The organism is Aulosira sp. FACHB-615, from assembly GCF_014698045.1.
Classification (GTDB): domain Bacteria; phylum Cyanobacteriota; class Cyanobacteriia; order Cyanobacteriales; family Nostocaceae; genus Nostoc_B.
The window spans coordinates 1-16,160 of record NZ_JACJSE010000016.1 but is presented as its reverse complement, the minus strand read 5'-3'; the positions used below and the strand labels follow the sequence as shown (position 1 = coordinate 16,160).

Below are 16,160 nucleotides of genomic sequence, written 5' to 3'. Positions count from 1 at the left end.
AGCTTTCCTTAAAGATTTAGTGCTTCTAAATCTAAATTAGATGCAGCTTGGGCAAGTTGATCTAAATCTGTTGGGTTCTCAAAATAAGGTAAGCAACCCAAAACTGGAATGTGTGTAAATGATTCGATGACTTCTTTTGGTGTCCAGTCGGTAATCTCTGCATCAGTACGCGGTTGAATGCAATTCAGTACAATACCGATGAGATTCACCCGTGACTGTCTAGCTAAAGCCACATTCGCCACAGCTTGAGATATTCCGCCTAGCCTGACTGGTACTACTAAGACTGTTGGTAAACGCCATTCGCCAGCAATATCAGCAACCGTTAACTCGTTAGTGACTGGTGAACCCAAACCACCAGCAGATTCTACCAACAAAAATTCATAGCGCGATCGCAACTCAGATAATGTTTTCCACACCACAGCTAAATCAACTGGGCGATTTTCTTTCGCGGCGGCGATGGGTGGTGCTAGAGGCGCTTGAAAATACAAAGGTGTAATTTCTTCTGGCGATTGTTCTAGCTTAAACAGATTTTGATACCACTCGCGATCGCCAATTCCCGATTGTATTGGCTTCATAATTCCCCAGTGACGCTGCGGATAATATTTTTGCCAATAAGCGGCTAATGCTGTCGTTAAAACAGTTTTGCCAGCTTCAGTGTCAGTTCCAGTAATTAATAGTGTGTTCAACAATCTGCTTTCAAAATATCTAATCTAGTCAAGAGCATTATAAATGAGGAAATTTTGCAAGGGAATCTCAACCAGAGAAACTTCCTTTCTAGTTTAAAAGTGCTGAGTGCTGAGTACTGAGTGCTGAGTGCTGAGTACTGAGTGCTGAGTGCTGAGTGCTGAGTGCTGAGTAGGGTAAGAATTTTCTTCTACCTCCTGCCCCCTGCCCCCTGCCCCCTGCCCCCTGCCCCCTGCCTCCTTTTCTCAAGGAGTATTTTGTACTTCAGGCGTTGGTTGAGGCGTACCATCCACAGGCGGGTTATTGTTACTGTCTGTGGGAGTGGTGGGTGTTGGTGTAAACGCTGGCGGAAATGTTGGTGTTAGCGTTGGTGTTGCTGTTGGTGTTGGTGCAAACGTTGGCGTTATGGTTGGTGTTGGTGTTGGTGTTGGTGTTGGTTGGAGTGGATTTTCTAACGCCACCCTGAGATTATAATCACTTTCACTAACTCCAGACTCTAATATTAGCTGGACAGCATATCTACCGTTTTTTGGCAATATTCCTGTATAAGAGCTTACTTGTTGGGCGCTACTATCAAGCACTTGGCGATTCGGAGCTAGAACAGTCAAAGTAATGCCTGTACCTTGTTCTAATACTGTAGTTAACTTCGCCCCAGCTTGCCCAAAAAAGGTATATTCCATAACTTGACCAGCTTTCAGCGAGTTTTCAACTGTCGCGGTGTTTGATGCGTCTAATCTCAGGCGCTTACTAGTAATGCTTGGTTCTGTATTAGTGGGTGTAGCTGTTCCGAATGGTGTACCACCAGAAATTACAGGTGAAGGAAAAGTCTGGGGTGCAGGTGGTGTTGTTTCTGGTTGTCCATTAGACTGACTACGAATCGAACTCACCAGCGCCCAAGAACCCACACCAGCTAAAATAACTACCGCACTCCCAATTGCACCCAAAGCTAACGGGTTATCTAACACCGAGTTAGCACGGCTGGGGGGAATTGCTGGGTCTGGTCGGTTAGATGGCTGCGGTGGAATTGCATCGGGACGACGACCAACTGCAATTGTTTGCACATTTGTTACTTGTGGTGATGTGGCTACACCTGATTGTTCAACAAATTGTAATGCTTGAATTACCTCAGCCGCACTTTGATAGCGATCGCTAGGGCTAGGATGTAACATCCGATTAATTACCTGAGCCAACTGCGGACTTACTCTGACAAATCTTTGCCAAGTCCAACTAAGTTGTGTTTCATCAAACAACTCAGATGGTTCTTTACCAGTTAATAAAACTATCGCTGTCACCGCTAACGCATATAAATCACTGCTGGGATAGGCGCGTCCGGTTTGCATTTGTTCGCTGGGCGAGTAACCCAATTTACCCACACTCGTAACATTGATATTAGTATCAGGAGTTTGCAAGCGCGTGGCAATTTCTTTGACGACACCAAAATCAATTAGTACTGGCAAGCGATCGCTATCTCGGAAAATAATATTTTCAGGAGAAATATCACGGTGAATAATACCACGACTATGAATGTGGTCTAATACAGGCAAGAGCGATCGCAACAACTGTAATACATCTGCTTCGCTGAAAGTTTGACCTACAGATTGTTTCTCAGCTAATAAAGCGCGATAAGTTTTCCCCGCCACATAATCTTCCACCAAAAATAAACGGTGGTCTTGCTCAAATCTTTCCCGGAATTTCGGGACTTGCGGGTGTTCAATCTGATATAAAATCGTGGCTTCCCGTTGAAAAAGTTCTTGGGCTTTTTCCCAAGCACCAGCCCCAGATGCGATCGGAATTAATTCTTTAATCGCACACAATTCATTAAAGCGTCGCTGATCTTCGGCTAAATAAGTTCTACCAAATCCTCCTTGTCCAAGGATTTGAATGATCCGATAACGGTTTTGTAAGACAGTACCAATTGAAATTGGGGGTTGCATAAATAAATTCAAATTTAATCATAACCAATAAGACCGCCCTCACAAAGCTGAGTCTGGAGGACACAATACATAAAATTGACTCAAAATTTCGCTTTGAGGGATAGTGTCAGAGTTTGAGGATTTTGCACCTTCCACCCCTAAATTTTTTACCCTCATACACATCAAATTGCGAACCCATCACTCCCACCTTGGATTTTTCATTTTCATACGTCAGTTACACGACAAATACCTGCGGCGATATTCTACCCTAAGAAAAGCAATAATCCCATTCAGATTAGCAAAACCACAGAAAAAATTGCCCAAATAGCAACAGAGAAATCATCAATGGGAGTTGATGCTGCTGCGGACTAACACCCCAAAAGCAAAATCATGGTTTTTTAGTTTCCCGGCTAATTTTCCAGATTTGAAAATTTTTGTCCAATTTATAATCCAAAAATAGAGTTTGTCAGTTTATAATTTTGTAGCTGGTATCATAAAATATTCTTCTACCCCAGAAGAATTTAATTTTGGGTATTTCTACTGTCTGAGTTCCTGTTCTACTTCACTTAAGCTGAAAAGAGTTGGTCTCAGTAATCAATACAGTTGGTAGAATTATTACTCTGCCAGACTAATCTAGAGGAAATTTGAGTTGTTGAGAACAGCTCAACTAAGGGGCTAACTAACACACTATATGTCAGTTACGGATTCGATGGTTTGTTTACCACTAAAAACTGAAAAATGGATTGATGGTAGCTCTATTGAGAAATGTTTAAAGTTTGTATGAAAGCTTAAATAAAGCTCACAGATGTTTATTTAGCCTATTCCGGTTAAATCTGGTAATTACCTAAATGATAATCTCGCCATGAATGCACTTCGAGGATCTGCTGTGCTCAGTTCTGCCGCTTTTAAGGTGCAGCCAGCTGCAACAGGACTAACCGACAACCATCGCCTGCGGCTATTTTCTGGCTCTGCCAATATACAACTGTCTCAAGAAGTCGCTCGTTACCTGGGGATGGACTTGGGGCCGATGATTCGCAAACGATTCGCGGATGGAGAACTTTATGTTCAAATCCAAGAATCAATCCGAGGTTGTGATGTCTATTTAATCCAGCCATCTTGTCAACCAGTTAACGATCACTTAATGGAATTACTGATTATGATTGATGCCTGTCGTCGGGCTTCAGCCAGACAGGTAACAGCAGTTCTTCCATATTATGGTTACGCTCGCGCCGATCGCAAAACCGCAGGACGAGAGTCAATCACAGCCAAACTGGTTGCTAACCTGATTACCGAAGCAGGTGCTGACCGCGTTCTGGCAATGGATTTACACGCCGCCCAAATTCAAGGTTACTTCGATATACCCTTTGATCATGTTTACGGTTCGCCAGTCATACTCGATTATCTGACCAGCAAACAACTGCATGACCTGGTAGTTGTTTCTCCTGATGTCGGTGGTGTAGCACGGGCGAGAGCATTTGCTAAAAAACTCAATGATGCTCCTCTTGCCATTATTGATAAACGCCGTCAAGCCCATAATGTAGCGGAAGTCTTGAACGTCATCGGCGATGTCAAAGGCAAAACAGCCGTGTTGGTAGACGACATGATCGACACAGGCGGCACCATTGCCGAAGGCGCTAGATTGCTGCGTGAAGAAGGAGCGCGTCAGGTATATGCCTGTGCTACTCATGCAGTTTTCTCCCCCCCAGCAATTGAACGGTTATCAAGCGGCTTGTTTGAAGAAGTCATCGTCACAAACACGATACCCCTTCCAGAAGACAAACGCTTTCCGCAATTAGTAGTGCTTTCCGTGGCAAATCTTTTAGGAGAAACCATCTGGCGGATTCACGAAGACACCTCTGTAAGTAGTATGTTCCGTTAGCCAAAAAAAGACTGTTATTCAAGTTACAGTCTGGCGTAAATAAACATTAAATTTTGAAGTACGAAGTCGAGAAATAATTCTCCTTCGTGCTTCAATTTTTATTTTTAGGGCATTTTACAGGGCTTACGCACAAAGATTATCTGTGGAGATTGGGTGTAAGGGTGAAAGGGTTTGGGGTGTAAGGATTTTGAATCAGTACACACGCCACTTGGCTCAAGTCGGGAAACCCGCCCACGCCAGTCCCCTATACCCCTGAACCCCTACACCCTTGCCAAAACCCTTGATTTTTCGTTTTGATGCGTAAGTCCTATTTTACAAACCGCTCCAGGCGAATAGTTCACAGAGGAAAAGCTTAAAATTGAAGTGTTCACCCAGCTTGGCATAGCATCTTTAATGAACAGCGAAAAAGTAACCGTGCAGCCTTGGTACACTGTCACTGATGAAGAACTAATGCTGATGAGTTCGCAAAACCCAGAACTGCGGTTTGAACGTAACGCTGATGGAACAATAGAAACTATGCCACCAACTGGGGGAATTTCGGGAAATAGAGAAATTAAAGCAGGAGCGTATTTGCTGGCTTGGGTAGAAAGTCAAGATTTAGGCGAAGTGTTTGGGCCAAGTACAGGGTTTAAATTAGCAAATACAGCCGTGAAATCACCGGATGCTGCTTTCGTTGCGAAAGGACGCTTACCAGAAAATTGGGATCAGCAAGAAGATGCCTTTATTAACCTAGCACCAGACTTTGTAATCGAAATTCGTTCTAAAAATGACAGCTTGCCAAAACTCAAAGCGAAGATGGCAGAATACATTGCCAATGGTGTGCAGTTAGGCTGGTTAATTGACCGTCAAAATCAGCAAGCTTTCGTTTATCGTCGTGATGGTTCCATTACCCAATATCCAGAAACAGCAATTTTGAATGGTGAAGATGTTGTCCCAGGATTTACCCTAGCTTTGGCAAAATTATTGTGATTAATCATGGTTTGGAATTAGACAGGGAGTAATTGCTGATGTCGCTATCAACTCAAATATCTTCCAACCTTTCCCTAGAAGAATTTCTCAACTTACCAGAAACTAAACCAGCGAGTGAATATATTGACGGACGCATCTACCAAAAATCAATGCCCCAAGGAAAACATAGTATTCTGCAAACTCGGTTATCAACTAATATTAATCAGGTTGGTGAACCTCAACAAAAAGCTTTAGCCTTAACCGAGTTACGCTGCACATTTGGTGGTCGTTCCTTAGTTCCAGACATTGCTGTATTTGAATGGTCACGTATCCCAACCGATGAAAACGGAGAAATTGCCAATAAATTTGAAAGCTACCCAGATTGGACTATTGAAATTTTATCACCTGATCAATCACCCAACAGAGTAATTAATAAAATTATTTTCTGTATTAACCACGGGACTAAATTAGGTTGGTTTATTGACCCTAATGATAAATCAATCATGGTATTTCAACCGAACAAATTGCCAGAAGTGAAATATGATGCGGATATTTTACTAGTTCTTGATATGTTAAGTGATTGGCAGATAAAAGCAGTAGATATTTTTAGTTGGTTAAAAGTTAATTCATAGATAAAAAACTTCCGATTTACTTAATAGCCCCCACTCGATTCAGAGGGTAAAATCTTTTATAAGCTTTCCCGATAATTAAATGGCGAGATACTACACCCCAACAACGACTATCGTAACTATAATTACGGTTATCACCCAGTACTAAATATGATTCAGGTGGAATAGTAACTGGCTTTGCTAAATATTGTTTCCCTACTGTACAAACATCCATTAAAGTACGTTGATTAGCCGGAAGATATCTGTCTTCTACTAAGACTTGATTATTAATATAAACTTGTCCATTCTTAAGTTCTACTTTTTCCCCAGGTAGCCCAACTATCCGCTTAATAAAAGCATCTTGATATTGTTCTTTTAGTAGTTCATCTGTAGGCCAAAAGACAATAATATCGCCACGTTGCGGTGTTTGAAAACGATAACTAAACTTATCAACCAGAATTTTATCAGCCTCCCATTGATTTGGAGTACCATGTAGAGTAGGTTCCATCGCACCTGAAGGAGTCCAACGGGCTTCTACTCCGTATGTTCTGATTATCCAACCAATATCTAAAAAACCAGATATGGCGATGAATATGGCCAGTATTAATGCCATATTCTTGGAATTTTCTCGATGAACAGGCGAAAATACATACGTGAAATAGGAAATCACTGCATAAACTATTGGCAATAAAAATAACGAAACACCGGCACAGAGAAGAATTAAAATAATCGCTAATATGCCCAGTAACCATTTGCCGATATAGAAATAACCAATGCCTAAAAATAGATGAGATAAAAAAGTGGCTAACCACGGATCTTTACTTTCTTTACGTATAAGTTCAAATTCTGGAGAATTTTTGCTTTTCGCACAACGATAAGCATCGAAAAGATTCCAGATAGCTAAAACAAACTGAGATAATAATAAAATTAACCCCAGGACAATATTGCCGGGAATTCCTAAAATTAGCCAAAAACTAATAATAAATAACAAAAAATACAGAGCTATAATAATGTAGCCTCTGTTGCGATCGCCAGAATAGATTTGTCCTAAACCTGGAAGTATTTGTGAGAAATTTACAGCCAACCAAGGTTCTCTATTAGACACGAGAATTACCCCACTGCTAATTTAGATATAATACAACAACCAACAGTAAAATTGCGTAATTTTGTCCCAGAGAAGCGATCGCCGACTCTATCCCAAATTGCAGAGTTCTGAAACTGATCGCGGTTGTGCTGCCATAATTTGATTTTAAGCTGGAAGCGATCGCATCTATGCTGATTTACCAAATGCCCATAATAGTTCCACATGCAACCGAGTTTAAAACACTACGCTGATTACTTGCGGATGGCTTTTGAGTTAAATCTTTGTTCCCTTGTTGAAATAATTGACTGGGCAGATAAACTAATTACAGAATATGACCATCCTGAAAATTGGATGATTGAGTTATCAACCAGTGCAGATAAACATCCATTAGATGTTATTCACCTGCTGTATTTGATTCCAGGCGAACCAGATTTAGACATATCCTTGAAATTATTAATTGCTAAATTGGGTCAAATTTATCCCAGACTTTTGCCTGATAATGGTCGTTTTGCCAAACCTGTACACAGTAAATTATTGCGATCGCTCTATCACTTAATTCTTGATCATAGCTCGTGTGACAAACTAAGAGGCGCTATTTATCAGATTGACATGGATCTTGATTATGTAGAGCAAGGTTATGGAGATTGGTCAGTGATTCAGCAAGACTATGAGGAATTACTTGCAACTAGTTATGATTATCAGTAATAGTAGGCTACCTTACAGCACTTCATAAAAGTTAACCTAGCTTCACAGAGAAACAGTATAAATGCTTAAAACAGAACTAGAAATTTAAAATTTTGATGAAGAGAAAGGATATCAGCTATAAAATTTACAATTTATTTTTAATCTTAATACCGAATTGAAAAATGATTAGGTAAAGGTTGATTGGTGAAAAGCTTACCAATCAACCTTTACCTAATCCCAAATCTAAAATCCAAAATAGTATTATTCATACTTGTCAGCCTAATCAGCCACAAGTAAACAGAAAAACAATCACTTTAAATATATTTATGATTGCTAAACCAATGTATCAAAGAATCAATTGGATTGACTGTTGGAAAGGCATAGGTATTGCTTCAGTTGTGGTTGGACATGTGATAGAAGGAGGGTTATCCGAATATCTATATTGGTTTCACATGCCACTATTCTTTTTCATAAGTGGTTTTTTGTATAAAGATAAGTATGATTATAAAACATATCTGCATAATAAAGTCTCTAGTCTGCTAGTACCTTATTTTTCGTTTCTGCTGCTTTACAGTGGATTACAAGTTTTTAGTTATGTGGTAAAAGCTATCAGGTCTGGTAATATATTACCTTGGAATGAGCAATTTTCATTTATAGTTGCTTATATATATAATCAAATTTATGGTGGAGCTTTACTAGATAATTGGTTTGGAGTTTTTTGGTTTGTCACATGCTTATTTCTCACTCAGCAGATTTACAACCTAATTTATAAAAAATTTGGTCATTACAACATACTGATGATATCTATAATGCTTGTTTCCTATGGACTAGCAATGGCTGATTTTTGGTTTTTAACAAATACAGGATATTTTTGGAATATCAATGTTGTTTGTATGGCTCTACCTTTTTACTGGCTAGGACACCTGTATGCTCAACACAGATTAGAAAACAAGCGATGGCTAGTCCTTTTATCAGGAATTATATTTGGTACTGCCATAGCTCTTCATCAATTAGGTATTCAACCAAACTCTTTTGCTATGAAAGGAGGGTATTATGGCATTGTATTTTATAGTCCATTAGTTGCCCTAGCAGGTATTATTCTGACTCAGAATCTAGCAAATATTTTGAGCAAAAACAAACACTTATTCAGTTTAATGAGTGTATTAGGAGCAAGTTCAATGATGATTATGTATGTGCATCAGCCAGTCCAATTGACTATGCGAGAAATTCCAATTTTATCTAATGTCTTATTAAGAATAATTACTGCTTTAATAGTCTCTTATATCGGTTACAAAGTAGTACTTAGGTTTAAAATTTTAAGCAGGTATTTTCTGGGTATTAGCAGCTAGAACTACTCTATCACTTAATTCTTGATCATAGCTCTTGTGACAAACTAAGAGGAGCTATTTATAGCAGTAGTCAGATATATTAGGATAATTTGAAAGCTTGAATGCCAGCAATAGTAAGACTTTTCCTCCTGCCTGGTTGGTGAGCGAAGTCGAACCACTGCCTCCTGGATCTTGACTATGTGCAGCAAGGTTATGGAGACTGGTCAGTGATTCAGCAAGACTATGAAGAATTACTTGCAACTAGTTGTGATTATCAGCAAGGGATCGATTTCCCATTACACTGATTACTGGTATAGATAGCTACGAAAATTATACTTTTAACCTACACAATTGCAAGGCTCTCAGTAACCTCGTCTCAGAGGTTATGCTTAAACAATTGTAAATTATTTATAAACTTTTCACTTATATTTTAAACTTGCTGAATTTTTCTTCAGCAGTATCTATAAAAATGCCTTGCAATTGTGTCAATTACGCTAGAATTGTTAAAGGTTCTTTACAGAGTTTGCAGAACACCCCCAATTCTGTTAAAACAGCCTAGCACACTTAAAATGTAAATCTAAAAACCCCTCTAGAGTTTAAACTAAGCCTCTATGACGCTCCCAATTCGCAACGTCGCCATTATCGCCCACGTAGACCACGGCAAAACCACCTTGGTTGATGCACTCCTCAAACAATCCGGCATTTTCCGCGAAGGCGAAGACGTTCCGGATTGCGTCATGGACTCTAACGCCCTCGAACGTGAGCGCGGAATTACTATTCTGTCTAAAAATACAGCAGTTCGCTACAAAGAAACGCTGATCAATATTGTTGACACGCCGGGACACGCCGACTTCGGTGGTGAAGTTGAACGTGTACTTGGCATGGTTGATGGTTGTCTTCTAATTGTCGATGCCAATGAAGGCCCCATGCCGCAAACACGATTTGTGTTGAAAAAAGCTTTGGAAAAAGGCTTGCGCCCCATCGTTGTTATCAATAAGATTGACCGCGCTAAAGCTGACCCACACGTTGCTGTGGATAAGGTGTTGGATCTGTTCTTAGAATTAGGTGCAGACGAAGACCAGTGCGATTTTACCTATCTGTTCGCTTCCGGTATGGCTGGTTATGCCAAAGAAAGCATGGAAGCAGAGGCGGTTGATATGCAGCCTCTGTTTAATGCGATTCTCCAACACGTTCCACCACCAGTAGGCGACATCAACAAGCCCCTGCAATTGCAAGTCACCACCCTAGATTATTCTGAATACCTAGGACGGATTGTCATTGGCAGAATCCACAACGGGACTATCCGCGCTGGACAACAAGCGGCTTTGGTTACAGAAAGTGGCGCTATTGTCAAAGGCAAAATCACCAAGCTGATGGGATTTGAAGGACTGAAACGGGTAGAAATGGAAGAAGCAACCGCAGGTTATATTGTTGCGGTAGCTGGTTTCGCTGATGCTTACATTGGTGAAACAATCACTGACCCAACCGAACCCCAAGCCTTACCACTAATTAAAGTGGATGAGCCTACCTTACAGATGACCTTCTGGGTAAACGATTCACCCTTTGCTGGTCAAGAAGGTAAACTGGTAACATCCAGACAAGTACGCGATCGCCTATTCCGCGAACTAGAAACCAACGTGGCGTTACGCGTTGAAGAAACCGACTCCCCCGATAAATTCCTAGTTTCCGGTCGTGGAGAACTGCACCTGGGTATCTTAATCGAAACCATGCGCCGCGAAGGTTTTGAGTTCCAAGTATCCCAACCACAGGTAATTTACCGCGAAATCAACGGTCAACCTTGCGAACCTTATGAACTCTTGGTGTTAGACGTTCCTGCTGATGCAGTTGGTAGCTGTATCGAACGTTTGGGACAACGCAAAGGCGAAATGCAAGATATGCAGCCCGGAAGTGGCGATCGCACCCAGCTAGAGTTTGTCATTCCCGCCCGTGGTTTGATTGGTTTCCGTGGTGAATTCATGCGGATGACCCGTGGTGAAGGTATCATGAACCACAGTTTCTTAGACTACCGTCAACTCAGTGGTGATATTGAAGCTCGTAACAAAGGCGTTCTCATCTCCTTTGAAGAAGGCGTTTCTACCTTCTACGCCATGAAGAACGCTGAAGATAGAGGCTCATTCTTCATTACTCCCGGTACTAAAGTTTACCGAGGCATGATTGTCGGTGAACACAACCGTCCTCAAGATTTAGAATTGAATGTCTGCAAAACCAAGCAGTTAACCAACCACCGCGCCGCCGGTGGTGATGAATTGGTTCAATTGCAAGCACCAATCGACATGAGTTTAGAACGGGCGTTAGAGTACATCGGCCCCGATGAGTTGGTGGAAGTTACACCCCAATCTATTCGCCTACGGAAAATGTCGAAGAAATTGGCGAAAAGATAAGTAAAGCGATCCGCTTAATTAATTTAGAAAGCCCACAATAGTGGGCTTTCTGTTTTGTTTGGTTAAAGTAATTTTGAATATTTTCTACTCTGCATCCTGAATATGATGTGTGAAACAATATTGTGGTTGTTACATACATTCAGAATGCTATTTGTTTAGTCATCATAATTCTGAAGTTGTTGGTGGATATTTAAGTATTTACACTCCCATACTAGGTTTTAATTTAAATTTATAGTACAAAGTTACTAAAAATTCAGGAAGCAAAGTTAAAATATAAACAAAACTTACGCAACAAGACTCTTCGCATTGGCAGGGCGTAGGGGTTAATGGGTTTTGAACACCTACACCTCTTGTCCAGATCCTCGATTTTTGTTACTCATACGTAAGTCATAATAAACTTGCAACTTGATCACCAATATGACCAACTTAAAAAAATCTAAAACCTCAATTATTGATAAGTTTCAAAAAAAAGACGGAATCTGCAATATCTGTCAGCTAGAAAAGGAACTATCAGATGATCATGTACCTCCAAAAGCTTGTCCTCCAGCAAAGAGTAGAATTATTTCTAAGCTTTTATATGAAATGATTGGCTATAAGTCATTCCGCCCAAGAATCTCTCAAAATGGTGTGGTCTTTAAGACCATCTGTGAAGATTGCAACAACCGAATATTGGGACATCAGTACGACTGGGCTTTAGGAGAATTTTCCACAAGAATAGAAAGCTTTTTAGAGAGTAGTTTGAGTTTGCCAGAGTCCTTTGAGGTAGAATGCTATCCTAATGCAGTAATGCGTTCTGTGTTAGGACATCTCCTTGCTGCTAAAACAGAGACAGATGAGGTTGTTATAGATAATTTAATTAGACCTTGTATTAAAGATAAATCTCTACCAGTTCCTGATGATATATCTATTTTTTATTGGATTTACCCTTATGAAGAAACTGTCATTTGTAGAGATTTCGTTGTGCCGATAGCCAGAGATAAATTTAATGAATTTGGCTTCTTTAACCTAGTCAAGTTTTATCCACTTGCTTTTCTAGTGACCTATAAACTGCATAGTTACGAAGGTTTGCAAAGTCTTCATAAATTTAATAAACTTCCACCAAGTGGAAAGGCAAATGTCCAAATCAATTTGCGTCCTGTAAGGCAGTCGAAGTTTCCTGAAGCTTATAATCTACGAGCATTAGGTCGCACAGCAAACGATTCGGTTTACTCAATTCCCAAAAAGCAAAAGTAGTCAGCATATACTAGCTTTTAGGGTGCGTCAGAGCGAGAAAACCTAGCTAAAACATGAGGGCTAGACTTATGTATGGATATAGATGTGAATATTGTGAAGGCACTGTGCAACCTCGAACAGTTAAGCGTGAAGCATTTAAACATAGGGATGGTTTTGTCATTCTTGAAGATGTGACTATAGGCGTTTGTGATACCTGTGGAAATCGCTACTATTCAGCCGATATTCTTCATACGGTTCATGCTGTAGCAACTGGAACAAAACCCCCTGAAAGAACCGAACAAATTCCGGTTTCCCATCTAGAATCAGCATAATTAATGCTGTATAACTTTAGGGGGTCAAGTTAACAGTAAACATAAAGAAATTGAAACCAAAATGGAAGATGAATTACGTCCTGAGTATGATTTTGCTCAAATGGAAGGCGGGGTTAGAGGTAAATATGTTGAGCGATATCGTACAAAAACAAATATAGTACGCTTAGATCCTGATGTTGCTGAAGCTTTTCCTAACGATGAAGCGGTAAATAACGCATTAAGATGACTAATTCAGATTGCCCAGCGTCAGCAAGCTAACACTAATGTACAGCCAACAGAATAAAAGTTGTGTTTGGTGAAGTTTTTTGTTGGTGGATTGAGGTTATGACGATGAGCGATCGCTCTCATTTTTCACAATAACATTTTCAGCTTCTACCTATGCCTTATAAATCAAATCCAGATTGCCAAGTATCAGTAAGCTAACAATAATTTACAGCAAACAGAATAAAATTCCTCTGATGTAGCAGCTTTTAGCCAAGTTCTCATGAATTAGCAACGCTGAATGTTAAACTAAATTGAGTTTTAGAAGCATAGATTGAGACATAAGGATGGTTAGCAATTGAAGGAGTTTGACAAACCCATTCCACAAGAAAGGCTTGACATTGTTGAGAAGACACGAGCTAACTTATTTGCTTGGCGTGGTCAGTTTTCACCTCAACTTATTGAAGTTATATTAGACTCATATTGTCTACCTAACTCAGTTATTCTTGACCCTTTTGTGGGTAGTGGAACTGTTTTGCTAGAAGCTGGCACTCTCGGATTTAAATCCTATGGTTTTGAAATCAATCCATCCGCCTTAATTCTTAGTAAAATCTATGAATTCATAAATAATTCTCAAAGAAAACAGGTTATAAAAGTTATTAAGAATTTAATAGATAAAGAATTTATATGTAAAATTTGTGCTAGTAGTAACCAGTTATCAGATTTAGCAGTAAAATTAAGAGAAGTCAGAAATAATTTATGTGAAGAAGAACGCAAACTATTTGAGGCTTTAATCATACTCCTAGATATCGGTAAAAGTAATATTAATAATGAATTTGTCCAGTGTAAATTTGCTGATTTGACTAGCTTAATCGAGAAACTTCATTATTCTGAAAACCCAATTATAGTTGCTTTAAACGATGCCCGTTCTCTTCCATTAAAAAACGACAAAATAGATTTTGTGATCACATCACCACCTTATATAAATGTATTTAATTATCATCAAAATTATCGGATCTCTGCTGAGATATTGGGGTGGGACATATTAAAGGTAGCCAAGTCAGAAATTGGATCTAATAGAGCAAATAGAAGTAACAGATTTTACACGGTAGTACAATATTGTCTAGATATGGCTGATGCTCTAAGGGAGCTTTCAAGAGTCACGAAAGATAAGGCTAGGCTTGTGTTTGTTGTGGGACATCAATCTAATGTCTTGGGATTACCTTTTTACAACGCTGACATTATTGAAAAAATTGGAGTAAGAACAAATCTCTTTCATAAAGTTTTGAGGCAAAAGAGAGAATTTAAGAATAAGTTTGGAAAAATCATTAGAGAAGACGTAATTAACTTTATCAACTTGAAAAATCAGTGTGATCAGGAAAATGTTGATCAAATTGCCAGAGAAGTAGCATTTGATGTACTGAAAAGTAGTATTGTCTTAGTCCCACCCAAAAACCTTGAATATTTAGAAAATGCAATTTCCAAAATTAACGATATTCAAGGAACACCAATTCTAGAAAGAAAATCACATATATATCAATCCCATTATTCTGTTTAATTAGGAAAAATCAAAATTATCAGCAAATTCAATTTATGTCTGAACTTTCTCGTCCTCACTACACGAAACTAAGTGCTTGTCTCAATAACCGTCGGCTACCGGAAGCTGATAAAGAAAGGCTAGAAGAGGCTGTGAGAAAGTATCACCAGTGGATTGCTGATTTAGAAGCAATTGAACGTGGTCAAGTAGATACAGTAGAAAAGTTAGTAGAAGCTACTAATCGATACAAACGTTTTATTGAGCTTGATTTAATATTCGACAGTTCAGAGAACTTTTTATATAGGCAGAAGGGCCAGCTAAAACTAGATAATACTATTTTAGAGGAATTTTTACCGCAAGTAGTTTTTCGTAGTTTGCGAGGAATAGATGATTCTTTTGAGTTAGGGCCAAGAAGTACATTCTCAGGTCTTTCTTTTCTATCATCTCTGGGAAATCTTGGTCAAGGCGGTGAACCAAGTATTAGGACTAAAGATCAGGATTTCATACTTGGTAAAAGATTATATTTAAAGTCATCCTTTGACCCTGGATTTCAGGACTATAAGTTGATTGAGTCACATTTAGGATATGTGTGTGCAGAATGCAAGACCAACTTAGATAAAACTATGTTTCAAGAAGCAGTAGCCACCAGTAGGGATTTGAAGATAGCTGTTCCTGGCTCTTTATACTTTCTCATTTGTGAATTTCTTGATATGACACCAATTTCCATAATTTCAACTCAAATTGATGATGTGTTAATCGTACGAAAAACTAAGCGGATGTCTTCTAATATTCGACAAGAGTATCGAACACCAGAGGAAAGACAGTTTCATAGACAGGAATATGTAGACTTTTTGGATGCTTCTAAATACTACCCTGATGTATTTCAAAGGATGATTGATAAGATACAGGCTCTAATTGATGATACAAGTCCATCAATGGAAAACGTTTTAGAGCAGGGGCATTTTTAATAATATTTCTTGTGACCACAATGGATTTTATTAATCTGGATGTGCTTCTGTGTTTGCGATCGCAATTCAGCAAGATACAACCTACAAAGCTTGCAAGCTATAATGCCACAATTTTAAACAGGACTTACGCACCAAAATTGTCTGTGGGGATTGGGTGTGGGGGTGAAAGGGTATGGGGTGTAAGGGTTTTGAATACTTACACCCTTACACTCTCATACCCCTGCACCCTTTACTAAAACCTTATTTTTTCATTTTTTTGCGTAAGTCACGCGATGTGCGACTTATTGTTTCGTTACACAAGTTCGGTGTATGAATGATTAAAAAGAAAATTCCCACAATCCGCACTGGAGCGAGAAAATCGTTACAAATGAGTGGAATGA

At 39.4% G+C, this 16,160-nt stretch carries 14 protein-coding genes and 1 pseudogene; 11 read left to right on the top strand and 4 right to left on the bottom strand.

Features of this window, described 5'->3' with window-relative positions; translation table 11 throughout:
* Positions 1 to 8 precede the first annotated feature (8 nt).
* The gene (bioD, locus tag H6G77_RS22175; RefSeq protein WP_190588892.1) at positions 9 to 686 is read right to left on the bottom strand and encodes a dethiobiotin synthase; all 678 of its coding nucleotides are present in this window, start codon (positions 684 to 686) and stop codon (positions 9 to 11) included.
* Between the two features lie 243 nt (positions 687 to 929).
* Positions 930 to 2,618, bottom strand: a complete 1,689-nt coding sequence (locus H6G77_RS22170) for a serine/threonine-protein kinase (RefSeq protein ID WP_190872758.1) — start codon at positions 2,616 to 2,618, stop codon at positions 930 to 932.
* 841 nt (positions 2,619 to 3,459) lie between these two features.
* Here H6G77_RS22170 and H6G77_RS22165 point away from each other — a divergent pair.
* The 3 genes from H6G77_RS22165 (at position 3,460) to H6G77_RS22155 (ending at position 6,056) form a co-directional block, all read left to right on the top strand.
* The gene (locus H6G77_RS22165) at positions 3,460 to 4,476 is read left to right on the top strand and encodes a ribose-phosphate pyrophosphokinase (protein ID WP_190588612.1); all 1,017 of its coding nucleotides are present in this window, start codon (positions 3,460 to 3,462) and stop codon (positions 4,474 to 4,476) included.
* A gap of 393 nt (positions 4,477 to 4,869) precedes the next feature.
* Complete coding sequence (locus H6G77_RS22160; RefSeq protein ID WP_190872757.1) at positions 4,870 to 5,445, top strand: Uma2 family endonuclease; 576 nt, start codon at positions 4,870 to 4,872, stop codon at positions 5,443 to 5,445.
* A gap of 38 nt (positions 5,446 to 5,483) precedes the next feature.
* Positions 5,484 to 6,056: a Uma2 family endonuclease gene (locus H6G77_RS22155; RefSeq protein WP_190872756.1), complete on the top strand. Its 573-nt coding sequence runs from the start codon at positions 5,484 to 5,486 to the stop codon at positions 6,054 to 6,056.
* A gap of 16 nt (positions 6,057 to 6,072) precedes the next feature.
* On the opposite strand, the pseudogene lepB reads toward H6G77_RS22155, so the two are convergent.
* Together lepB and H6G77_RS22145 are read right to left on the bottom strand one after the other, a co-directional pair.
* A pseudogene (gene lepB / locus H6G77_RS35840) lies at positions 6,073 to 6,621 on the bottom strand (signal peptidase I); the annotation flags it as partial.
* A 521-nt stretch (positions 6,622 to 7,142) separates the two neighbouring features.
* The gene (locus tag H6G77_RS22145; RefSeq protein ID WP_190588608.1) at positions 7,143 to 7,340 is read right to left on the bottom strand and encodes a hypothetical protein; all 198 of its coding nucleotides are present in this window, start codon (positions 7,338 to 7,340) and stop codon (positions 7,143 to 7,145) included.
* Here H6G77_RS22145 and H6G77_RS22140 point away from each other — a divergent pair.
* From H6G77_RS22140 to H6G77_RS22105, 8 genes are all read left to right on the top strand, one after another.
* Entirely contained in the window at positions 7,339 to 7,821 is a 483-nt protein-coding gene (locus H6G77_RS22140) for a hypothetical protein (protein ID WP_190872754.1), read from the top strand. The two genes, H6G77_RS22145 and H6G77_RS22140, sit on opposite strands and share 2 nt — an antisense overlap.
* Before the next feature lie 176 nt (positions 7,822 to 7,997).
* Positions 7,998 to 9,149: an acyltransferase family protein gene (locus H6G77_RS22135; RefSeq protein ID WP_190671164.1), complete on the top strand. Its 1,152-nt coding sequence runs from the start codon at positions 7,998 to 8,000 to the stop codon at positions 9,147 to 9,149.
* A 590-nt stretch (positions 9,150 to 9,739) separates the two neighbouring features.
* Positions 9,740 to 11,530 carry a translational GTPase TypA gene (typA, locus tag H6G77_RS22130; protein WP_190588605.1) on the top strand — a complete coding sequence of 597 codons (1,791 nt, stop codon included), beginning with the start codon at positions 9,740 to 9,742 and terminating at the stop codon, positions 11,528 to 11,530.
* A 417-nt stretch (positions 11,531 to 11,947) separates the two neighbouring features.
* Entirely contained in the window at positions 11,948 to 12,763 is an 816-nt protein-coding gene (locus H6G77_RS22125; protein ID WP_190872753.1) for a hypothetical protein, read from the top strand.
* Between the two features lie 68 nt (positions 12,764 to 12,831).
* On the top strand, positions 12,832 to 13,074 hold the full coding sequence (locus H6G77_RS22120) for a YgiT-type zinc finger protein (RefSeq protein WP_190872752.1): 243 nt from the start codon (positions 12,832 to 12,834) through the stop codon (positions 13,072 to 13,074).
* 61 nt (positions 13,075 to 13,135) lie between these two features.
* On the top strand, positions 13,136 to 13,300 hold the full coding sequence (locus H6G77_RS22115; RefSeq protein WP_190595291.1) for a hypothetical protein: 165 nt from the start codon (positions 13,136 to 13,138) through the stop codon (positions 13,298 to 13,300).
* Positions 13,301 to 13,633: 333 nt separating this feature from the next.
* The gene (locus tag H6G77_RS22110; RefSeq protein ID WP_190595292.1) at positions 13,634 to 14,833 is read left to right on the top strand and encodes a TRM11 family methyltransferase; all 1,200 of its coding nucleotides are present in this window, start codon (positions 13,634 to 13,636) and stop codon (positions 14,831 to 14,833) included.
* A gap of 35 nt (positions 14,834 to 14,868) precedes the next feature.
* A complete protein-coding gene (locus tag H6G77_RS22105; protein WP_190595293.1) occupies positions 14,869 to 15,780 on the top strand; it encodes a Bpu10I family restriction endonuclease in 912 nt (303 codons plus the stop codon).
* The last annotated feature ends 380 nt before the right edge of the window (positions 15,781 to 16,160 follow it).